This window comes from Shouchella xiaoxiensis (assembly GCF_016907895.1).
Classification (GTDB): Bacteria; Bacillota; Bacilli; order Bacillales; family Bacillaceae_D; genus Shouchella; species Shouchella xiaoxiensis.
Window position 1 is genome coordinate 64,438 of sequence record NZ_JAFBCV010000008.1, and the last position, 21,322, is coordinate 85,759.

Genomic DNA, 21,322 nt, shown 5'->3' on the forward strand with positions numbered 1-21,322 from the left:
GAAATATAAATAGACATAATTATTCAAAATGGAATCCAGAAAATACTTTCCATTTAGCAAATATATCTACTTTAAAATCATTCTTCAATAACTCTTTTAGCTCTAGTAGTCCAACTGTACTTATACTCTAGATCTTTTTTTGCATTAATTGAAATAAATTTTAATAAATCTCTGTCACCTTCAAGCAATCTAATAGATTCTATCCAATGATCAATATTATCAGGAGAAGCAAGAACAGCATTTTTTTTATCAATTAAAATTTCTTGAATTACTGGTATATCAGAAGCTACAATAGCTTTACCTAATGACATATATTCAAATAGCTTCATTGGTGATGTCCATTTCCCTATATTAGTCTTATTTTTGCCTATAAGTACTTCCTTTTGATTAGGTAATAATGCAATATCACCTTTCATTAAAACTTCCATAGCTTGTCCATTCGGTAAATAACCATACCAAACTATATTCTCGTTTGCATTTATTTTTTTAAACTTCTTAACTTCTTTAACATTCCCTCCAACAACATGGAATCTGTTATTGGGCATTCTTTTAGCTAGTTCCATTACAACCTCTATCCCTTTTCCAGGATAAAAACTTCCTACATAAACACATTCTAAACTCTTCTTAAAGCTTGGACCTACTTGTGCTGTTTCAATTGATTGTGCTCCATCCGGTAAAACTAATAAATTTTTATTTAATAACCCGTTATATTTCTCTATATAATCTTTTTTTAAAGCCTCAGTGATAAATACATGCTTTATAATTTTTTTTGATTGTATTATATATTTCTCGAAAATAATATTAACCCAATTGTTAGGAAGATGATGATGTTCAAAAATAATTTTTTTCTTAGTCGTTACACTAACTAATAGAGTAATTAAAGCCCATCTACTATAGATTATATCTGCTCCATTGACATTTTTAAAAGAAGTAATAATTCTACTTATTATATTAATTAGTTTAGGTGGTGAATTTGAAGATAGTTTTAGTTTGAAATTTTTCTTAACACCGTAGTAATCGAATGGATCTGCATTTATAGAACCTTTTATACCTACTAAAACTACATCGTTTCCATTACTTGCAAATGCTTGAGACATTTTCATAACATTTATACTATTTGCAGTTTCAGATGGAATTACTGAACTTGAAAGATATACTATTCTCACCTTACTATTCCCTTCTATACTACTCAATTAAGTTCTTTTGATTTAATGTGAATTTCCAATGAAGCAAGTATAACTAAAGCATCTGCATTTTTAGCTTCTTTACGATTATGAGCTTTCCAAATACCCTCAATATCAACCCAATTAACTATGTTTCTATTTTTTAAATCCATCACATTTTCATAAATAATTTCTCTTAAATCATCTCTTTTATTTATCGCTTCATTAAAATCAATATAGTTAGTATGCTGAGATATATTTGAAAAGAATTTATTAGTAATTCTTTTACTTAATACTTGAATTGGTTTAGCTTTAATCGAAAGACCATGATTATTTTTTGTTCTAATAGCAAATGCTTTAGGAAAAGTATATAAAAGTATCTTTTTATATAAGTATTGATTATACCGATACTTAGAATCAACACTCATAATAAAATCTACCCATTCTTTATTAATAAATGGTACTCCATAATTAAAACCTTTCATCAAAACATGTGGAACAATAAATTTTAATTGTCTATTATAAAAATCTAGATTTTCTTCAAACTCCAGATTATTTATGTTCTTTTCATTATAATCAATTGAATCATAAAACATCTCCTCATTAACATTACAGAGATCTACAGATTTTGAGTAAGTATTCTTTTTAATAAAATGTTTTTTTGCATCAATCATGTTTTTAAAGGGCTTATTTCTAATTGAACCTCCAGAAATAGGCCCTGCAAAACTACCCATCCATAATTTACCACCACCATATAACTTATCAATGTAATGTATAGGTGGGTGATGGAACAAGATTGTTTGCTGATTAATCCGTTTAGATATATCTAATAAATCAGTTAGAACATATTTATAATCTTTCAAGGAAAACTCCGTGTGTTTTGTTCCAAGTTTCCTTCCAACTTGCTTTCCTATTTCAAAATCTAATGTCCCAGGAGTACCGAATGTATATGTTTCAATGTTTTGACTATCGGTGAATTCTAATAATGCTGCCAAGATTGCTCTACTATCTAACCCCCCACTTATTGGGACAACATTCAATTCATTCTCTTTAAAGTTTTCACTTATAGCGTCAGTTAATTTTCCAGATCCAATTTTTATTAGCTCTTCTTCATTAAAATTATTATATCTCTTCTGGTCTACATTAGAAAAATCAAAATTATACCTATTTTCTTTATAATCAAGATAATATCCTAATTTTAAAAATGAGTTCAAATTTAAATCCATTGATATCAATCACTCCACATCATTTTTGCCAAGGCTAATTTTGAATCCCCATAGCAGTATAGGCATTTTCTAATTTTTCACCAAAGGCATTAACAGAAAATAATTCAAAAAATGTTTTATAAGTATTTTTTCGCATAGCAAGATTATCTTTAACACTTGTAGAATTTACTAACTCCGCTAATTTTTTAAAGTTTCCATCTGTTACGTTGAAACCAATATCGTGTTCCGACACAATATATTCAGTGTCCTCCTGGATATTATTTAAAATAGGTAAACCCATCTGAAAATAATCTATAGATTTCATAGTTAGTCCTACACAGACACTCTCTTTCATGATATTTAAGCCATAATGACATTGATCAAAAATTTCCTGTTTAATTTTGTTATTATAAACTTTTCCGTAAAATATCACTTTTGATCCTGTTTTTTCAATCTCTTTTATAAATAAATTTTTACTTTCACCATCACCAATGATATGTAAAGTAACAGGCTTCAATTTATTTATCTCATAAATCATATCTTTAATTTTTTTTATATCTATTATATTGTTAATTGAACCAAGATAACTTAAATGAATTTCTTCTTCACTTAATCTAGGTGAGCTTTTAATATCAATTTCTTTTTTTGCCAAATAAATGGTTTCTACTTTTGATTGCTCCAATAATTTACCGAGTGCTTTCCTATATAAATTACATTCTGTGATTATTAAATCTGCATATTTTATATTGTTATCTCTTAATTTTCTCCAAGTAGTAAAAGGAGGCAGTCCCTTAATTTTATTAACGGGTAGTGTTTCTGGCCAAAGGTCAATTATATCGAATATTATCTTTGTATTCTTGTACTTCATTTTATACTTCTTAGCTATTCTAGCTAATGAATTTGGCGGTATAACAACATAAAGGATATCTGGTTTAATTTGTTCAATAACTTTATACGAGTTTTCAGCAAAATTGTAATGTGATTTTAATCTAGCATATGATAAATTGCTATTGTATTTTGTAGTATGTATATATTGATAATTTATTTCTTCTTTATTTAGATACTCTTTATTAAAGTGACTAAAATTTGATTGTAAAACAGTAACTTGAAAGCTCTTATTCTCAAAAAACTCTTTTATCAACCCCACCCTTTCTCCATAGGTATCAAAACAATTCACTACTACTACTTTCATCATCATTCCCCAATCTCTGTTGACTTTATAGATTCCTTGAAGTCTATAATTTGATACTTTAATTTATACTCACTCAACTCGTAACTATATTTTAAATTACCAAATATTTTATTTATATAAATAATCCTACTCGCAATAAACTTTATTAGTGGATTACATATGCGTGTAAACTTAATCTTATTATTATGCATTTCACAAATTACCTTTACCATATTGCTAGTTTTTACAAACTCTTCATTTTGAGGAAAGAATAAACCATTTTCCTCTTCACAAATTATCATCTTAATAAAGTTACTTAAGTTATCAATATAAATCATACTTCTTTGATTTTCATAGTCAGGGAATAATGGTAATTTAAGCGCCAATCTTGCTAACTTAGGATAATTCCCCTTAGATCCTTTTCCATATATCATCGGTGGTCGTATAATGGCAACATTAAAAGAATCATCACTAAATGGTCTTATTCCATCTTCAGCTTGAAGCTTGCTGTTCCCATAAAAATCACGTGGTTTTGGAATGGTCTTTTCGGTAATCAATCCATCAGCTCCAACTCCATCACCATAGACAATAATACTGCTCATAAAGATAAATTGTTTCACACCGTCTTTTTTTGCTTTTTCTGCAAGACTAATTGTTAAGTCTCGATTAACAGCATAATAGAGCTCTTCCATATTTGGATCTTTTGAAACATGTGCAATACCAGCTAAATGTAAAATTGTATCATAACGAGCGAAATTCATTTCTTTCCAACTATTATCTCTTACACTTATTGTATCAATATGAAAATCTTCATTACTTTCTTCTATCCATTCGATAAACTTATTCCCAATATAGCTAGATTTACCGGTTATTAAGATACGCTTTGTCATTTAGGAAGACTCCTTTTGTCGCTGTTTTTCTTCCTCTTCTTTATAGAGTTGTTCTACTTTCCCTTCAACAACGCCGTCTTTCTTTATAACGCTAACAATGGTGCCAAAAAAACACTTAACATCCATCACAACGCCTATCTTTTCTACATATTCACCGTCTAGCTTTGCTTTGATGGGAATTGGCAATTCGTCTCTACCATTAATTTGCGCCCAACCTGTTAACCCCGGTGGTACATCATTTGCATCGTACTTGTCTCTTTCAGCAATTAAATCGTATTGATTCCATAGAGCTGGTCGTGGTCCGATAATACTCATTTTTCCTGCAATAATGTTGAAGATCTGTGGCAATTCATCTAAAGATGTTTTACGCAGAAATTTACCGACCTTTGTAATATATTGGTCTGGATTTTCAAGTAAATGTGTAGGCGTATCTTTTGGTGTATCAATACGCATTGTTCGGAACTTATAAATATAAAAATATTCTTTGTGAATAGCTATTCGTTTTTGTTTGAATAAAATCGGACCTTTGGACTCCAGTTTAATAGCAATTGTTAAAACTAGAAACAATGGCGATAAGATAATAAACCCTATAATGGATAATAAAAAGTCAGCAACTCTTTTTATTTTTAGATACATATTTGTACACCGACCTAATAAGCTTTTATTTTACTGCATCTAATACTTTTAATTTACCTATTCTAAAGTTAGCAATATCTAATAATCGTTTTCGTAGTTCATCCGCTGATTTGCTTTCAAGTTTACCTATTAGTTGATAAGTAAGATTAATGTCTACTTCCGGCGTTTTCCCTCTATAAATCATCGGGTAGACTTGTTCACTATGAACTTCATCTTTTCCAAGCAATTCTTCAAACATCTTCTCACCAGGTCTCATCCCAGAGAACTGAATTGGGATCTCTTCTTCCGTATATCCACTTAGACGAATTAGATTTTTAGCTAGATCGACAATTTTAACCGGTTCACCCATATCAAGAACAAATACTTCTCCGCCTTCTGCGAGTGATCCAGCTTGTAAGACTAGACGAGAAGCTTCTGGAATCGTCATAAAGTAACGAACCATATCTGGATGAGTCACCGTAAGCGGTCCACCATTTTTAATTTGGTCTTTGAACAAAGGGATAACACTTCCACGACTTCCCAATACATTCCCAAAACGTACTGCCACAAAGCGAGTTTCGCTAATCATGTCCATATGCTGAACAATCATTTCCGCAATTCGCTTAGTTGCACCCATTACGCTAGTTGGGTTAACAGCTTTATCAGTGGAAATCATTACGAACGTATTTACGCCTGCAATATTGGCCGCTTCTGCTACGTTTCGAGTCCCGATGACGTTATTCTTCACCGCTTCTTCTGGATTGCGTTCCATTAGTGGAACATGCTTGTGCGCTGCCGCATGAAAAATAACATGGGGTTGTCTTTTAAACATGATTGCTTGAATTTTCTCTTTATCCTGAACATCTGCAATTTCCGTATCAATATTTAAATCTGGTAAGTTACGACGAAGCTCCATTTCAATCGAATAAATGCTATTTTCACCATGGCCAAGTAAAATGATTTCTTTCGGTGAGAATCGAGCTACTTGTCGACAAATTTCAGATCCAATTGATCCACCTGCTCCTGTTACAAGGATTGTTTCTCCGGTTATATACTCTGCAATTCCATTTACATCAAGTTCAACAGGTTCACGTCCGAGTAAATCTTCTACTTCTACATCTTTGAACTGACTCACTTGAACAGAGCCTAAAACCAAGTCTTCCATTCTAGGTAGAATTTGCGTCTTAATTTTAGTGTCTGTACATAGTTTCACTATACGATTCATGTCAATCTTATTTAAGGATGGTATCGCAATAATGATATGTTCAACTCTTTGGTCTTCTACTATTTCCTGAAGATCCCTCGTTCCACCAAATACGGTTAAATCAATCATTTCTAAACCATGTTTTGTGAAATTATCATCAACAAATCCAACTGGCTGAAGAGTTGTATCCATATCTTGCTTAAGCTGTCTAGCGATCATTGTGCCTGCAGAGCCTGCTCCAACAATCAGCGTTCTTTTACCGTCTTTTTTCTTTGTCATATAGGCGTCTTTATAGACACGCCATGACATCCTTGAGCCACCGATTAGAAGAACATGCATCATCCATGTCATGATCAACGTTCGTGCGTAAAAATCTTGAAAAAAGATCAATTGCGTTAACCCAGCTGCTGCAACTGAAATGGTCACTGCGTACACAATGGCTTTTAATTCTGTAATGCTCGCATACTCCCACGCTCTCTTATAAAGTCTAAAACGATAGGCACAAACATGATGAACAAGGAGAAGAACAATTGAGCTTGTAACTATGACTTCTGTTACTGGTGAGTTTCCTGCGGTTAAGATTAAGCTACAGATATAAATAGAAAATAGAACAATTGCCGAATCAATTAAAATTAGTGATAATAGCCGTTGCTTTAATGTCATAAAACACAATCTCCCCTTGTCTATTTATTTACTGTCGCATATTTCCCAACATACTCCTGCATCTTCTCCACCAAAGCATCCTTCAGTTCATCATTTTGCAATGCGAACTCTAGCTGTGTTAAGACAAACCCAAGCTTTTCCCCAACGTCATAGCGCTTGCCTTCAAAGTCATACGCAAATACATTTTGCTCAGCATTTAATGACTGAATGGCATCCGTTAATTGAATTTCTCCGCCTGCTCCTGTTTCTTGCTTTTCAAGAAACTCAAAGATTTCCGGTGTTAAGATGTAGCGACCCATAATCGCTAGATTCGATGGTGCAGTTCCTTGTGCTGGTTTTTCAACAAAGCGCGATACACCATACAGGCGGTCGTTTTGTGATTCAGGGTCAATGATCCCGTAGCGGTGTGTCTCATTATCCGGTACTGACTGAACCCCAATTACTGAACGTTCAATTTGATCATATTGATTCATTAGCTGTTTTAAGCACGGTGTGTCTGCCTGTACAATATCATCACCAAGAAGAACGGCAAACGGCTCGTTGCCGATGAATTTACGTGCGCACCAGACGGCGTGTCCAAGTCCTTTTGGTTCTTTTTGTCTAATGTAGTGAATTTCGACTTTAGATGAGGCCTGCACTTTTTCAAGTACATCAATTTTTCCTTTGTTAAAAAGGTTTTGCTCAAGCTCAACCGAGTGATCAAAATGATCTTCAATCGCTCGCTTACCTTTACCCGTAACGATTATAATGTCTTCAATTCCTGCCTCAATCGCTTCTTCTATTATGTATTGAATCGTTGGTTTATCGACGATTGGAAGCATTTCTTTTGGCATTGCTTTTGTTGCTGGTAAGAAACGAGTGCCTAATCCTGCTGCTGGAATAATTGCTTTTTTTATTTTCGACATTTTTAAAATCCCCCATTTAGTTCTTTTAGATTAATGCACATATAAAAAACAGTTAGAATAATCCTTACAGAAAAATGTAAGCGCTCTTCTAACTGTTTTTTTGAAAAACAGTTGTTATTTTAGGTCATTTGACCTGAGGCATTTAACCTCCCCTCACGCCATGCTATTGGCGACCAGCGCCTAAGGATTCCCCTTAGCATAGCCGAGTACCTCCATTGATAATGGTGTTGAAGGCATGACCAGTGTTTAAAAAGTTAAATAATTTATGTATTTTTACCCAAGCGAAAAAAGATAAAACGGCTTTTTATACGAAAAGGTGACAAACTTCTATTAATCTTTGAAAGCGATATTCATAATGTATCATATTCTTTTAGATTGAGCTACGGAATTTAAAGAATTAACGCGATTGAAATAAGATTTTAACATATAGACGTATGTGGATTTTGTCGAATCTTGTAGACTAGTATTTTTGGCTTAGTTTTTCATATTTGGTTGGGATTCCCTCCATTTAGTGATTAATAGGACATTCGTTCAGTTCTCCCTTTTTAAGAATATACGTTCCCTTTTCTTCTGTGCTACGGTACACTAATTGAAGAAGGAGTTGATGGAATTGTCAATAAATAATCTGGAGCCAATGATTGCTGAAGTGAAGCAGCTAGATACGTACGTTGAATCGTTATTGACGGGACCAATTGCGGAAGGAAAGTGGTCAATTCGCGAGATCATCGCCCACTTGTATAACTGGGATTTGTTTAATGCCAATGAGATGGTGCCATTAATGGAGGATGGTGCGAGCTTGCCGGAGTTCCCTGACCATGACAGCCATAATCGGGAGGGGCTTGCGCGTCTTGAGGACAAGTCTGTCTATGATTTGGTTGATCTGTTTGTGGAGACGAGGATCTTGTTAATGAATCGTTTAGAAGCGGTTGATCCGAGTGCCCGCTTTACAATTGGCAAGGGCAAGCGTAAGTTCTCTGCCGACAGCTTTGCGAAGATCTTCGTTCATCATGACGAGGAGCACCTGCCGCAGATACGCGAGAAGCTTAGTCAATAAGCATCGGATTTTTTCTAGGTGGTTTTTTGAGTGAGGATTGTTGGCTATGCACATTTCAACAGTTAAAACCATTGCTCAAACATGAGAAATAAAATGATATTGTATCTAACCTCTAATCATTATCTCTTTTTGTCTTATCAGTCAAATGCTTTTTGTTGTTTCAACAAGAAAAGAATTCAAACAAATTATTCAAATAATTTGCTTGGTTTTTTGTTTTAGATTTATTGAATTTTGTGGTAAAGTTATACTACTATGCGCATAATATAACTACTATGTATAAAAGGTGGTGTGTTATGGGCAACAAGGGGGAAAATGATATGAACACGTTGGTGTCGAAACAGTTTAACCCTTTAGATAGCAAGAAAAAAGCTTTACTAAAGAAATTTATAGGCAAAAATTCGTCCGAGATTGATTTTAACAAGGTTAGAGATTCTTGGAAATATGATAAAGATTTATTTTAATTCTAACTTTACTGGGTTTGAAGATAAAGAAAGAATATTGTTGGATACAGGAATTTTACTGGCGTTAAACAATAAATATGACGCTTGGCATAAAACTGTATCCAACCTATTTGAAGATCATATTTTGGGCGAAAATGATAAATCAATCTTCTTGTTCCTAAACCCTCTAATTTTAAATGAAGTAACTTTTTTAGCAGGTAAACCTTTTGATAATTATGTTAAAAAGCACCCGCGTAAAAATCTGAATATTATTAATCCTCAAAAAGTTATAGATTGTACAGTAAATGGTATAAAAGATTTAATTGAAGCAGAGGTTCTTATTGTAGTAGATGGTAACAAGGATTCAACACTAAAACAAATAAGCCTTTACAAAGAATTAGGTTCCGCAGACGCTAGTAATGCAGCAATTGCAAATGAGTTAGAATTGAATTTTCTAACTGTAGATGGAAGATTAGCTAATCAAATGATCAAAAACAAAGCTAAGCTATCCAACATTAAAAAGGTATATACTACTATATCCATACATCAAACTTATAAATAAAAATTGTAAATAATACATCATTACAATAACAATGCCCCACTTCTGTAATTAGCAGCGGTAGGGTATTTGTCATTTCTTATCATTAGGCTTATTAACGTTTTATGCCGCAAACCCTCTATTTTTATATCCGTTTTTGATAAAAGACTTTTGAAATGGGCTCAGCTAATAATTAATTTAAATTTTCGAATTATAACCAACAAAAGTCACATCTTTTCCGTTATACTAGGGGTGACTTCAGGAGGTGGCGGCGTGGGAGCTTCTTCAAAGCATAATTTGAGATGGCTAGGTGCACTCTTAGTGATGGGTATTGCGATTTTTTCGTTTACTTTTTTTCATATAAATAAGGAGCAGGCCGCACAATCGGAGAGTTCAGGCGGTAGTTCCATCGCGAATAGCGTCTTGGCTGATGCGAGTGAGGAAGATTCCCATGTTGAAGGGGATTCGATTAAGAACGCGTATGCTTTCGGGGAGCCGGAGTTGATTGAGAACACGCGAATTGGCGACACAAGCGGTAAGTTAATCGACGCGATGGATGGTGATTTACTCTTTCTTGGTGAGAATGAGCATCTGTACTTCTATGATCGTACAACAGAGGAGGCGCTTTCCATTGATGACGGGGTCGGAGCGGCGGCTTTTGCTCAGGATGATTCGTATGTGCTGTATTCTGTGCATCAGGATCGGTCAAATTCGGAAGTTGTTCGTTACGTCTACCTCGAGGAGATGGGAAAACAAGCTACAGCAATGACTTTACCGGATGTTGAAGACATTGACTCACTTGATTACCATAATGGGATTCTTTACGTGACCTATGGCTCTACTGAAGATCCTGATACGTACGATACGGAAGCGGCGGCGCTCCCTTCGTCTCGTTCGAATGAGCAGCATTCTTTTTGGAGAGGTACGTCACCTGCGTTTGCGACACATGACGGCAAGATGCTAACGTATAGCCCGGAGCGGCATGCGCTTAGTTACTTGACGGCGGGCACAGATGAGCAAATTCAATGGGAGGCACTTGATTCGGCGCTTGAGATCACGGAGATTGCCTTGCTTGATCTGAATGAATATGGGGAGTATGTCATTGTTGATGAGACAGCGGCTAGTGGTGCCACCCGCCTCTATTTACCAACAGGAGAAGTTGCGCAGTTTCAACGGACTCAGTCGGTTGGCTGGATCGATTCAGAGCGTCTGCTTGTTCTTGATGATCACGTGCTCTACCTATACGATACAAAAGCTAAAGACAGCTTGCCGCTGTTTGAGGGGGCGATTGCCTCTTTCGTTGTTGACCATACGATCTACCTGCAGGCGTCGACTATGGAAGTGTATGCGATCGAGATCATTCAGTAAAGCATGGAGCGCGTGGCTCCATGCTTTTTTAAATAAGTAAGAGAAACGGTACAATTAAAAGAATGAGTCCAGTGAGTATAAAGCCGAGGATAATATTCATCAACAATGCCCCCAAAGCAGAGATTCCCAGCGCTTCTCCAAATCCGTGTAAGGCAATGACAATTTGCCAAATCGATAGTACCGCGATTAGGATGGCAATTAATAAAGCGATGACGGCCAGCGGTTCTGGTAATGCAGGTAAGGTACCGTCAAATCCATTGCGAAAATCAATAAATTGGGAACCTAATGTAGCGACCCCGATAACAGCAAGGGCATTGATCACAATCGTTGGTATAGTCTGCGTATAGACAATCGCAATTCGCACCGCTTCCGTTGACCCCTTTCCACTAACCAAGCGGCCAATCAATTTAATAAGTGGCGGCATGGCGTACAGGGTAAGGATACCAATAAATAGCGCAATAAAGACGATCAGTAAAATCTCTTGGCCCAAATTGCGCCCTAATTGAATTTCATTCTGACCGGTAAGCAGTAGCACACCTAATAAGAACGTAAGCACAATATACTTCGCCATTGGCTGCTCGTCGTGCTCATCGCCAATCTTAGACCGGACAACTCCTCTCGGGTCAATCCACACTTTAAAAAACGTCTTCAATCCAATCACCTCTACTTTCCAATTCCTGTTAAGGCTTCCGTTTAAACGTGAAAAAACACCTCCCTTAGGAGATGTTTTCCTGTTAAAACCAGCCGCGCCGATCCAGCCCCAAACGGACCCAGAAGAAAAACGAAGCGCACACCACGCTAAATAAGCTAATGAGCAAGACGATATGCGGTTCATTTCCAATAAAATGAATGATGTTAAAGCCGATTAGGGAGAAATACGTAAACCCGGTTAATAAGCCGACAAGCGCATAGAGCACATAGCCCGTTCCCCGCTGCATTCCTTTCGCAACGAGATAAAGCAGTTCACCAACAATTGAACCCGCAATAATCGGCCAGCCCCCGTACATGAAAATGTAAGTATAGGCGTTAAAGAGGTCGCCCCATCCTGCTTGAATTAGGAGCAAGTATAGACTCCAACCGAGATAGAGTAATCCAAATGTTGCAAGCATGCTAACAAGTGTCCGAGCCATACTTTGAATGACTGTTCTCATCTCTTCACACCACTCTCTTCCTATTTAAATGGAATCTGGTTGGGCGACCCCCATTTCGCACCGCGCTGTTCCTTTCTTCTATTTTATGTAAAACTAAACAAAGATCAATTGCTTCAGGCGCGATTTTAGAAATTGTTTAGAATTAGAAAGGGGATTGAGTGATGGAACGATTTATTGAGACGGAAAAGGGACGTATGTGGACGACCGCGACCGGCGCCGGAGAACCCGTCCTCCTCATTAGCGGCGGACCTGGTATGAGCGATTACTTGGAGCCCGTTGCTCAGCTACTTGAAAGAGATTTACGAGTCATTCGCTTCGATCCTCGTGGGTGCGGGCGCTCGGACAGGAATTCGGGCTATGGCTTGATTGAGGCGCTTGCTGATATTGAAGCACTACGCAAGGCTTATGGCTATGAGCAGTGGCTTGTAGTCGGGCATTCTTGGGGTGCGGACCTCGGTCTTGCGTATGCGCTGGAGTACCCCAAGTCCGTGCAGAAGTTTGTCTCGCTTGCCGGGACGGGCATTCAAAACGACCGCGACTGGAAAGCGGCGTACACGCAGGGAAAAGAGCGCGAGGCGGAAGTGGTGCCTGCATTTGCTTATCCGGTTAACAAGGAAGTGCACCGCGCACTAATTGATTCGTGGCGGGGTTACATTAAGGAACCGGAGCTACTCTCGCGCCTCAGTCAGTCGCAGGTTGAGACGTTTTTCCTCACGGCAGAAAAAGACATTCGCCCCACTTGGCCAATTCAGCAACTTGCCTGTTTGATGCCGCGGGCAGCGTATGGGGAGATTGCCGGAGCGTCGCATTATGCTTGGTTGGATCGGGCGGGAGCGTTGCGGGAGAAGCTGCTGGGGTTTCTGCTTGGTAGGGGTGATGAATGAGATCTGTGTGGAAAAGAAGCGGCGGGGACAAAAGTATATAAAGCTATTTAAGAGACGAACGGTCTCACTTTTCATCTTAATTAGCGTAAGGAGAACCCGAGACTCCAATGGGACAACACGAGTCTGAAGACTTTGTCGTGGTGATATTTCCACGACAAGGGCTGAGGCCGTGCCCATGGAAAGCGAGGGATTCTCCTGGAGCGAATTTGTATCAGTGTTCGAGTTTTAAGTAAATCTCATCGATTTGTCTCAGGCTTTTCTTTTCTCATAGAATCTATTCATAGAAGTCGATCGCATTGTTGTCCAGGTCAATGATCGTAAAGTCCGTCTCGCCCCATGGTTGTTGGGTGAGTGCGCCATTTGGATGAACCAGATTCAGTGCTTTGCATTGCTTATAGAGGGCATTCACTCCTCAGACACGAATCCGGCAGCTTTCGGCGACGAGCTCTGTTATTCCGTTTGTTTCAGACCATTTGAATAAATGCAGCTCGATTTTGTCACACGTCAATCTCGCATAGCCTTCTTCGCTATAGATGACCTCAAACCCTAACTTCTCCTTATAGAAAGCGCAGCTAGCTTGAATATTGCTGACGGGTAAACGCGGGATCGCTTCTAGCATTGTGAACATGGGAGCACCTCTTTTATTGTGGGATTGTAATTAGAATAATGCTCTATGTGTTTAAAGATCCAACTTCACAACACTATCACCATCTTCATCTGTTTTGCCAATTCCTTTAAATCCATACTGTTTATAAAGCTGATCTGCGATTGTGTTTGCAGGGTCATATGAAATATAGATTGCTTGAGCATCTCCCTGTGGGTAGCACTTCAAATAGTCTAAAGCTTTTTCAAATGCTTTTTTCCCTAGTCCCTTACCTTGATACTTTCTATCGATCATGAATCGTAGAATCCCATACGCCTCTTCGTCACCATACTCATTTTCCTCAGCCGTATCGTGATACATCATAATAAACCCAACCATTGTCACATCATGATAGATTGCATATGTCATCGCTGGCAATTTATCGTTTAACAAAGCGACATAAGATTGAGCCAAGCTGTACATATTGCTCGCTACATACTTTTTTTGGTCTTCATTTACTTCGAGACTAAGACATTCTTCAAGATTGTCCCAATCAAGTTGTTTAAAGCTAATCAAGTTGATCACCGCCATATGTTGTCATTGATTATATCTACGAATCTCATTATGTAAAGGTCTCGTTCTATTTAGAGCTTTGTTTAGTGATAATAGAACTCAAGGCAACAATAGCTAACCCCTGAAGATTACGTGAGTTCATTTCACTCCAATTAAAATCCAAAATCAACCTGATCTCATCGAGCACCAATAGGTATGAACGAGTGCTGTGAGTAGTAAAGCATTCAGTTTTGTTTCACTGAATGTATCAATGACTATACTTTTATTGAACCCTAGAAAGCCACCTTCTAGATACGTTTCCCCTTCAGCAACACCATTTATGAATATGGCTCCTTTTTCGCAATTTCTCTGCTTTTATCTCTATGTAAATGCTCGCGTCTTGAACATTCAACCTACCATTTAATCGATGCTCAATCGAATTTAAGCTGTTGGGAACTGTTATTTCCCCAATTTCTCTTTCATTCTCAGTAACTAGCCAATCTTGTTCTTTTAAAAACCCCACAGATTTTTGTTCAATTGTAAAGGTTGTCTCCGTTGACTTGACTGATAGATACACATTTTTTACAGCATCTCTGTTATTGCGTTTCTCGTTCGGTGGATACCATCGATATAGTTCCCCTGCATCGTCCTCATTCACTAGCACTTGTCGTTTTTTAGTAGATGCATAGAATAATGGGCGCGGGTATTCAATGCGCATTTGGATCATCCTTTAAGTTTTAGAGTAGTAATTAAAAATTATAAACGTTAAAATGGTTCTAACAAATGAAACGTTATATAGAACATTATACCTTACGAACATATACTAAAAGGTTGATAGATAACAAATGGGTGTGGTGACAAAAAACATGAAGCAGAGAAAAATTATAACAGTAGGAAATACGAACGGAATTACGCTAGATAAAGACGTTTTAGCGCACCTCAACGCAAAGAAAGGCGATACAATTGATCTATTTCTTGGAGAAGACGGTTCTGTCACCTTTAAAAAGCATGAGAACATTCAAATCGACGGAGTGACAAAGGACTTTTTGAAAATGGTAAATGACACGATTGGTGAATACGATGAAGCGCTTCTTAACTTATCTAAGAGATGAATTGTGAATGACTACGTTTTTAACAGCAGAACCAGCAATCGCCACTAATGCTTTGTTAGTTATAAGACAAACACCAGGTGAAAAGATTAGAGTGAAAGACCCGGCAATGCTTGAGTCAAGCACTAGCGAATCCTGAAAAATATTTTGGAGTCTAATTAACTCTAGGAGGGATGAAACATGAAAGATTTAAATCAATTAGGGAAAGAATTAAGTGAACATTCCTCAGAAACCACCATAAGAAAAACCGATTCACTCTCAAATGTTTTTGCAAATGCCATTTTTAGCTCCAGATTAGATAATGGAATGACACAGAAAGAACTAGCTGATTTATCTGGTGTATCAACAAAAACAATACATTGTGTTGAAGCGGGCGATAACGGTGTTTCCATTAAGACATATGAAAAGATATTCAAATCACTAGGAGTCATGATTACTGACAAGAATGACAATGGTTTTTTAATCAACGGGTAAATCGACCAACTCATTATGAATTGGTAACACTGTAACAAACAGACCGTGGAATATTCACCACGGTCTTTTTTGCTTTATTCCAACTCTCTCTTAAGAAAAAGGTTCTTTTAATTATTACTGCTTGTACTACCAGACAACATCTCTTTTTCAGCGTCGTAATGTGCCGTTATCATAGATTCACCATCTTTAGAAATTGTCGCGAATACATATACTTGTCTATCGGGATGGGCGCCTTCTCCCCCAGATCCAACAGGGATGTTGAACTTTTTATACGTATCCGTAATGTTTTTGAAAGTCGTCTTTTCTCTTACGTTTAATTTAGCATCTGGAAACTCTTTGTAGTCATTTTTATCGACGACCTTCTCATAAAAATCATCGGCACTCATAAATGATTTATGAGAGTTATCGGGGTACTTCTCCCACTTTTCTTCTGCTCCTGCATGTGTTGTGACGGTTAATAATAAAGCTAAAATCATAAAGCCTACCCTAAAGACATTGCGCATGTTAGTCAGCTCCTTTTCACATAACATGCTGCAACGGTCAAGGTATTATGTAAGATAAGGGTTCTTTTTATAAACAGAGACATTTTAACCAGGTATTGATGCACGCCATGTAATTTCCACTGTTAATATAATCGGTTTCTTTGATAAAACACAATATCTATCCACTCAAAACAGCAGTTCTTGTTTAAGACTATTTGTTCGTGCAATACTATTTAAATACGATTTTTTTAATTAGAGTGACCAATAACAAAATAAAACATAAAATATCACATATACACTATACTTTTATAAATATCACTTTTAAGCTATAATGGAAGTATGGAGAATCAAGAAATGAGCTGGAGTCTAACTCCCTACGTTAAGCCAAATAAGTCGAAACCCGTAGTCGATTATATTGACACACTGAAAGACAAAGAACAAGCTAAAGTAGATCATGTTTTCAATTTGATTCGTAAAAATGGAACACGAACTGGCATGCCGTATATTCGTCATCTAGATGATGGGATATGGGAAATAAGGATAGCTCACTCAAGCAATATTTTTAGAGTTACTTTATTTCACTTCGAAGGAAACGAACTTATACTGTTGCATGGTTTTACAAAGAAAACTCAAAAAACACCACCAAAGGAAATAAAGCGAGCTAAAGCATATCGTGAGGATTTCAAAAAAAGAAAGGATGAGATATATGGATTACTTCAAAAAGAGAGCGAATAAAAAATACGAAAGTAGCCCTGAATATCGCGCTGAATACGATCGATTAGAGCTTGAGTTTATTATCGCTCACAATATTATTAAACTAAGAAAAGAAAAGGGATTTACTCAAACAGACCTTGCAAAAGCTGTTCATACTAAACAATCTGTCATCTCAAGGATTGAACAGGCTAACCATAATGTAACCATTAGAACATTGAGTGAAATAGCTAAGGCTTTAGGAGTTACCGTTGAAACAATTATTTCAGGTAGTAATAAAGCTTATGATGAGCAAGCGGCAACTTTAGCTTAATTGATGTACATTTTAATCTAAAAACACGCAGCGATCTCCCAAGATCAGCTGTGTGTTTTTGTTATTTAATGTCATTTCATTAAGTTTACTATTGATCATACCACCACTTTTATCTGAATCTATATTCAGTCTCCTTACAATTCGTAAACGCATGCTACTTCGCTTCACAGGAACACATTATAATTCCTTTATCATTAAACTTCTTCTAATCCATCGCGTTGCTAGGTGTAGTTGTTTTACCCATCATCATCTCTTTTTCAGCGTCGTAATGTGCCGTTAACCTTGATTTACCGTCTTTTGAAGTTGTCGCGAATACATACATTTGTCTATCGGGGTGGACGCCAACTCCACCATATTCAACAGGGATGTCGAATTTCTTATATGCATTCGTCATTTTTTTGAAAGTCGTCTTTTCTCTTACGTTTAATTTAGCATCTAGAGTCTCTTTGTAGTCATTCTTATCGACAACCTTCTCATAAAAATCATCGGCACTCATAAATGACTTATGAGAGTTATCGGAGTACTTTTCCCACGTTTCTTCTGCTCCAGCAGGTATTGTGACGGTTAATAATAAAGCTAAGATCACAAAGCCTACCCTAAAGACATAGCGCATGTTAGTCAGCTCCTTTTGAACTAACATGCGCTAACGAAAACTATTAAGAAGCAAGTAACACCCCTCCTAGACGTATCACTTCTTAGCAGTCCGCTTACTCCGAATATACGGAATAAGGAACCCCCAGGTTAGAAATAAAGCGGTTGCTATCACAAGGGCGTTGATCCACTTTACATGATCATCGAAAATAATAGACATTGTTAAATAAACGCCACCACCAATACTAGCTAAAATTAGTGCATCAATCCATTTGTTAAAACGATACACGGTATATCCTCCTTCATTCATTTTTTTTGCAATTTTGTATTGCAGGACTAACAAAGGTAATGATTAGCGCGAAAGACAATGAGATAGCGACATGGGAGGGCCACCGTTCGCTAACGTTGTAATCACCGCCATACATCAAATAATTAATGACAAAACCTATAAGCATGGCAATCGTAAAAGCGGCTAAAGCAAACAACCAACGACTGTATTTCATGCGATCACTCCAACTTTTGCTTTATTACCCATACCCCTGAAGAATGTGCCAAAACTTGAATGTAGGAGAAAGACGCGAAGTAGCGACTAGAATCTTGTGTAGCTAAGTATGAACAAACTTTATTAGAAATGTTACTTTATAATGGATGGTCTACTAATCTGTTAGTATAAAAGACTCGATTCCATTTACTAATGTATATTGCAGAGTGTGTTCATAGAAATCGGTTAGTAAGACCTTTTAGTAGAACGAATGAAGTGACAGCATCTTTAACCGCTATCTATAAAGTAGTTGTTTAGAAGGAGGGTTACTAATGAAAACTGTAGCAACAATAGCGTCCGTATTCGTTTCAACTGTTTTATTCTCAGCCTGCACTTCAGAAAACTCAAAAAGCCAGCAATCGCAGAGAAATGTCGTTGAAGTTCCTTATGAGAATGGTACAAAAGAAGTTCCTACACATCAAATTAATACAGATCAAGATTTCACTTTTCAGTTTGGAGAAGATTATGAATTAAATAGTGAAGAAAATCCAAGCATACCCCATGCATCGATCATTACTAATGATGAAAAGGATATAACTATTATTATTAATCGCTTTGAACATAGTTCTTTTACGAATAGAATGCAAGACCTAGACCATTATGAGTACTTTACTTCGTATGATTATACCGAGATAGATACTCAACCTATTCCAAACTTAAATGATTTTGGTGTTTACAAGCGACCTGATGCAACATATACCGACATCATGCTGTTTAAAGACTTGAATGAAGATGAATTCTTTCTTATTGAGATTAATATTCTAACTGATCAGCTAACAGCCGATTTAGAAACTGAATTACTCGCTTTCTTAAATACGATTGAGAGTAAGGGAAATGCTCTTGAATAAAACCCAGCATAAACCCTTATTGAGAGCCTCCATTAATAGTAGGCTCTCTTAACAAATAACACCCAACTCCACCTCATACAGCTATTTCATTAAAGATTCACCGTTCTTCATCCAGCATGCCTTTTAGGAAAAGGACCATTCACCCCCAACCCGCCCCCTCCACAGCAATGCCGTTTTCGGCACCTGATCAATTGGAAGGAATTCCGTCACAAACGATCCTTCATAACCGAATATCGTTCCGAAAAAAGGATTGGACACTTCCACCCGAATGCGGAAGGTATCGTGATTTTCATCGTACCATTCCCTTACATCCGCTGTTCCATCGAGCCATTTAGGAAGCTGAATCCATCGTCCGCGAAATAGAATCATGAGTCGATTGGACGTCAGCTGAATGCCTCCGTTGTCTAAAACGGTGTAATCAATCGTTGAGATGACGTCTTGATCGATGCCTAAGTAATCAACAATCTGATTCGTCTTTGCATCGTACATCATCGTCGCATCGAAATGGCGCTTCTTCTTTGCAAATTGAAAGGTTCGTATCCAAGCAAAACACTCGACACCGGCTTGATTCTGGTACGCGACTTTTTCTAAAACAAAAGGAATGTTCTCGCCTCGCTCTTTGAAGGTCAGATGTTTTTTTGTGAGTAGCTGTAAGACGGGTTTCATAAAGAAAGCCCCGCCCCATATCCGGTCCATCACGCCGACCGAGCGCGCCATGGTGTGCTGCTGAGAGGTTAACGAAAACTTCTGCTGTAGCTTCGGGTGCAAGGATTGAAAATCGGCCCCAATCGCTTGCTCGTAAATCGACTTCATCCTCTGCCCCTTCCATCTTTCGTCCGTTTGCAGTTTGAAGCGAACGGCAAATCTTTCCGATTGAGTAGGATGATAAGCGATAAGGCAACCATTGCAATCGTTAAGGTTGCTGGGTTAAACGGCGCTGCATAGATCGATGTTGTTTGGATGAGGGAACCGATACCTAACCCGAGTAAGGCGACGATACTTAGGTAATGGAGCCAACGTCTATCGCTCCAGAAGAGAAAGCCTATTCCAACTAACACTTGAGCGCTGCCAAGTATGTATAAAATCAACGACTCATTTCCTTGAAACCAGCCCGTTGCCATGAACAGTGCGAGTTCGCCTGAGTCTTGGAATAATAGCTTCGGAACAAGGCCTTGGTAGACCCATGTAAATGCGAGCACAAAGGAACAAAGCAGGAAAATAAGGCTACGCGAAACCGAAAGCGCAGGCGGGATGCCTTTTTCAAGCCATAAGCGGAGCGCATCAAAGCTCCAGGCCGTCGCCCAGCCCATCAGCGGTTTAAAAATCAGATCGATTATTCTGCCAACTGGTCCCCACTTTGTTTGGTAATTGTACTGGGTCATAAACTGGACACCCCCGTCGTGTTCAATGTATTTCCAGTAGCCTCCGCCGTTATCAATTAAAGAGAGCGGGTGATCTGCCCAGAACTTCAAGGATGAGAGCTTTTCGTTTTTCTTCACGTGCTCGCCTACACTCTCACCTGCGCCTTTAATCTTCAGACCAAAACCGATATTTGTTTGGTAGGTGAACTGCTGCGGTGCATCTGGCTCTTCTTTTGGAATATATGTAATGTCTGAGAATCGCAAGTCCCACTGTTGATGGAGGTCGGGTTCTTGTGTATACATCCAAACCGTATCAAGCTCGCTTTTGATAAACGTTTCTACATAGATCGGTTTCGATTTACTCATCCGCGGTCGCTCCTATTCTCTAAATAGTCTTACTAGTATCATAACATAGGGTTCTTTCTGGCGTGAGTAAGGCCTGTGTTTGAACCCTTTTGCTCACAAAAGAGTTCAAAACGATTTATAATGAAGGTAGACTATTTTTG

28 protein-coding genes are annotated in these 21,322 nt (G+C 37.6%); 10 read left to right on the forward strand and 18 right to left on the reverse strand.

Features of this window, described 5'->3' with window-relative positions; all coding sequences use genetic code 11:
* Positions 1–77 precede the first annotated feature (77 nt).
* The 7 genes from JOC54_RS13050 to galU are packed head-to-tail and all read right to left on the reverse strand — an operon-like array spanning position 78 to position 7,816.
* Positions 78–1,166 carry a glycosyltransferase family 4 protein gene (locus JOC54_RS13050; RefSeq protein ID WP_204466664.1) on the reverse strand — a complete coding sequence of 363 codons (1,089 nt, stop codon included), beginning with the start codon at positions 1,164–1,166 and terminating at the stop codon, positions 78–80.
* A 23-nt stretch (positions 1,167–1,189) separates the two neighbouring features.
* Positions 1,190–2,389: an asparagine synthase-related protein gene (locus tag JOC54_RS13055; protein ID WP_204466665.1), complete on the reverse strand. Its 1,200-nt coding sequence runs from the start codon at positions 2,387–2,389 to the stop codon at positions 1,190–1,192.
* Positions 2,390–2,423: 34 nt separating this feature from the next.
* Entirely contained in the window at positions 2,424–3,560 is a 1,137-nt protein-coding gene (locus JOC54_RS13060; protein ID WP_204466666.1) for a glycosyltransferase, read from the reverse strand.
* Positions 3,561–3,562: 2 nt separating this feature from the next.
* Positions 3,563–4,429: an NAD-dependent epimerase/dehydratase family protein gene (locus JOC54_RS13065; RefSeq protein ID WP_204466667.1), complete on the reverse strand. Its 867-nt coding sequence runs from the start codon at positions 4,427–4,429 to the stop codon at positions 3,563–3,565.
* Complete coding sequence (locus tag JOC54_RS13070) at positions 4,430–5,065, reverse strand: sugar transferase (RefSeq protein ID WP_204466668.1); 636 nt, start codon at positions 5,063–5,065, stop codon at positions 4,430–4,432.
* A 25-nt stretch (positions 5,066–5,090) separates the two neighbouring features.
* On the reverse strand, positions 5,091–6,911 hold the full coding sequence (locus JOC54_RS13075; protein ID WP_204466669.1) for a polysaccharide biosynthesis protein: 1,821 nt from the start codon (positions 6,909–6,911) through the stop codon (positions 5,091–5,093).
* Positions 6,912–6,931: 20 nt separating this feature from the next.
* Positions 6,932–7,816: a UTP--glucose-1-phosphate uridylyltransferase GalU gene (gene galU, locus JOC54_RS13080; RefSeq protein WP_054794355.1), complete on the reverse strand. Its 885-nt coding sequence runs from the start codon at positions 7,814–7,816 to the stop codon at positions 6,932–6,934.
* A 604-nt stretch (positions 7,817–8,420) separates the two neighbouring features.
* On the opposite strand from galU, the gene JOC54_RS13085 reads away from it, so the two are divergent.
* The 3 genes from JOC54_RS13085 (at position 8,421) to JOC54_RS13095 (ending at position 11,216) form a co-directional block, all read left to right on the forward strand.
* A complete protein-coding gene (locus JOC54_RS13085) occupies positions 8,421–8,870 on the forward strand; it encodes a DinB family protein (protein ID WP_204466670.1) in 450 nt (149 codons plus the stop codon).
* 441 nt (positions 8,871–9,311) lie between these two features.
* Entirely contained in the window at positions 9,312–9,872 is a 561-nt protein-coding gene (locus JOC54_RS13090) for a hypothetical protein (protein WP_204466671.1), read from the forward strand.
* A 249-nt stretch (positions 9,873–10,121) separates the two neighbouring features.
* On the forward strand, positions 10,122–11,216 hold the full coding sequence (locus JOC54_RS13095; RefSeq protein ID WP_204466672.1) for a hypothetical protein: 1,095 nt from the start codon (positions 10,122–10,124) through the stop codon (positions 11,214–11,216).
* Positions 11,217–11,244: 28 nt separating this feature from the next.
* Here JOC54_RS13095 and JOC54_RS13100 read toward each other — a convergent pair whose 3' ends face one another.
* The gene (locus JOC54_RS13100) at positions 11,245–11,868 is read right to left on the reverse strand and encodes a YIP1 family protein (protein ID WP_204466673.1); all 624 of its coding nucleotides are present in this window, start codon (positions 11,866–11,868) and stop codon (positions 11,245–11,247) included.
* Positions 11,869–11,950: 82 nt separating this feature from the next.
* The gene (locus JOC54_RS13105; protein ID WP_054794361.1) at positions 11,951–12,367 is read right to left on the reverse strand and encodes a hypothetical protein; all 417 of its coding nucleotides are present in this window, start codon (positions 12,365–12,367) and stop codon (positions 11,951–11,953) included.
* A 161-nt stretch (positions 12,368–12,528) separates the two neighbouring features.
* On the opposite strand from JOC54_RS13105, the gene JOC54_RS13110 reads away from it, so the two are divergent.
* Positions 12,529–13,251: an alpha/beta fold hydrolase gene (locus JOC54_RS13110; RefSeq protein ID WP_239586717.1), complete on the forward strand. Its 723-nt coding sequence runs from the start codon at positions 12,529–12,531 to the stop codon at positions 13,249–13,251.
* Between the two features lie 412 nt (positions 13,252–13,663).
* On the opposite strand, the gene JOC54_RS13115 is transcribed toward JOC54_RS13110, so the two are convergent.
* From JOC54_RS13115 to JOC54_RS13125, 3 genes are all read right to left on the reverse strand, one after another.
* Positions 13,664–13,879, reverse strand: a complete 216-nt coding sequence (locus JOC54_RS13115; RefSeq protein WP_204466674.1) for a VOC family protein — start codon at positions 13,877–13,879, stop codon at positions 13,664–13,666.
* Positions 13,880–13,930: 51 nt separating this feature from the next.
* Positions 13,931–14,410, reverse strand: a complete 480-nt coding sequence (locus JOC54_RS13120) for a GNAT family N-acetyltransferase (protein WP_204466675.1) — start codon at positions 14,408–14,410, stop codon at positions 13,931–13,933.
* Between the two features lie 301 nt (positions 14,411–14,711).
* Positions 14,712–15,104: a hypothetical protein gene (locus JOC54_RS13125; RefSeq protein ID WP_204466676.1), complete on the reverse strand. Its 393-nt coding sequence runs from the start codon at positions 15,102–15,104 to the stop codon at positions 14,712–14,714.
* Positions 15,105–15,252: 148 nt separating this feature from the next.
* Here JOC54_RS13125 and JOC54_RS13130 point away from each other — a divergent pair, with 148 nt between their 5' ends.
* The 3 genes from JOC54_RS13130 to JOC54_RS13135 are packed head-to-tail and all read left to right on the forward strand — an operon-like array spanning position 15,253 to position 15,969.
* Entirely contained in the window at positions 15,253–15,498 is a 246-nt protein-coding gene (locus JOC54_RS13130) for an AbrB/MazE/SpoVT family DNA-binding domain-containing protein (protein ID WP_204466677.1), read from the forward strand.
* 7 nt (positions 15,499–15,505) lie between these two features.
* Complete coding sequence (locus JOC54_RS23235) at positions 15,506–15,634, forward strand: hypothetical protein (RefSeq protein ID WP_275582711.1); 129 nt, start codon at positions 15,506–15,508, stop codon at positions 15,632–15,634.
* A gap of 41 nt (positions 15,635–15,675) precedes the next feature.
* Positions 15,676–15,969 (forward strand): helix-turn-helix transcriptional regulator, encoded by a 294-nt coding sequence (locus JOC54_RS13135; RefSeq protein ID WP_204466678.1) that lies wholly within the window; start codon positions 15,676–15,678, stop codon positions 15,967–15,969.
* Between the two features lie 107 nt (positions 15,970–16,076).
* Here JOC54_RS13135 and JOC54_RS13140 read toward each other — a convergent pair whose 3' ends face one another.
* Entirely contained in the window at positions 16,077–16,472 is a 396-nt protein-coding gene (locus tag JOC54_RS13140) for a hypothetical protein (RefSeq protein ID WP_204466679.1), read from the reverse strand.
* 333 nt (positions 16,473–16,805) lie between these two features.
* Between JOC54_RS13140 and JOC54_RS13145 the strand changes: the two genes are divergently transcribed.
* Together JOC54_RS13145 and JOC54_RS13150 are read left to right on the forward strand one after the other, a co-directional pair.
* Positions 16,806–17,186: a type II toxin-antitoxin system RelE/ParE family toxin gene (locus JOC54_RS13145; RefSeq protein ID WP_204466680.1), complete on the forward strand. Its 381-nt coding sequence runs from the start codon at positions 16,806–16,808 to the stop codon at positions 17,184–17,186.
* Positions 17,158–17,475 (forward strand): helix-turn-helix domain-containing protein, encoded by a 318-nt coding sequence (locus JOC54_RS13150; protein WP_204466681.1) that lies wholly within the window; start codon positions 17,158–17,160, stop codon positions 17,473–17,475. The genes JOC54_RS13145 and JOC54_RS13150 overlap by 29 nt, the downstream gene beginning before the upstream one ends.
* Positions 17,476–17,680: 205 nt before the next feature.
* Here the strand turns inward: JOC54_RS13150 and JOC54_RS13155 are convergent, their stop codons facing one another.
* From JOC54_RS13155 to JOC54_RS13165, 3 genes are all read right to left on the reverse strand, one after another.
* The gene (locus tag JOC54_RS13155; RefSeq protein ID WP_204466682.1) at positions 17,681–18,088 is read right to left on the reverse strand and encodes a hypothetical protein; all 408 of its coding nucleotides are present in this window, start codon (positions 18,086–18,088) and stop codon (positions 17,681–17,683) included.
* Positions 18,089–18,163: 75 nt separating this feature from the next.
* On the reverse strand, positions 18,164–18,355 hold the full coding sequence (locus tag JOC54_RS13160) for a hypothetical protein (protein ID WP_204466683.1): 192 nt from the start codon (positions 18,353–18,355) through the stop codon (positions 18,164–18,166).
* 13 nt (positions 18,356–18,368) lie between these two features.
* Positions 18,369–18,569 carry a hypothetical protein gene (locus tag JOC54_RS13165; protein WP_204466684.1) on the reverse strand — a complete coding sequence of 67 codons (201 nt, stop codon included), beginning with the start codon at positions 18,567–18,569 and terminating at the stop codon, positions 18,369–18,371.
* Positions 18,570–18,879: 310 nt separating this feature from the next.
* Between JOC54_RS13165 and JOC54_RS13170 the strand changes: the two genes are divergently transcribed.
* The gene (locus JOC54_RS13170; protein WP_204466685.1) at positions 18,880–19,455 is read left to right on the forward strand and encodes a hypothetical protein; all 576 of its coding nucleotides are present in this window, start codon (positions 18,880–18,882) and stop codon (positions 19,453–19,455) included.
* A gap of 123 nt (positions 19,456–19,578) precedes the next feature.
* Here the strand turns inward: JOC54_RS13170 and JOC54_RS13175 are convergent, their stop codons facing one another.
* Together JOC54_RS13175 and JOC54_RS13180 are read right to left on the reverse strand one after the other, a co-directional pair.
* Entirely contained in the window at positions 19,579–20,268 is a 690-nt protein-coding gene (locus tag JOC54_RS13175; RefSeq protein ID WP_204466686.1) for a DUF4166 domain-containing protein, read from the reverse strand.
* Positions 20,265–21,182 carry a DoxX-like family protein gene (locus JOC54_RS13180; protein WP_204466687.1) on the reverse strand — a complete coding sequence of 306 codons (918 nt, stop codon included), beginning with the start codon at positions 21,180–21,182 and terminating at the stop codon, positions 20,265–20,267. Before JOC54_RS13180 ends, JOC54_RS13175 begins: the two co-directional genes overlap by 4 nt.
* Between the last annotated feature and the right edge of the window lie 140 nt (positions 21,183–21,322).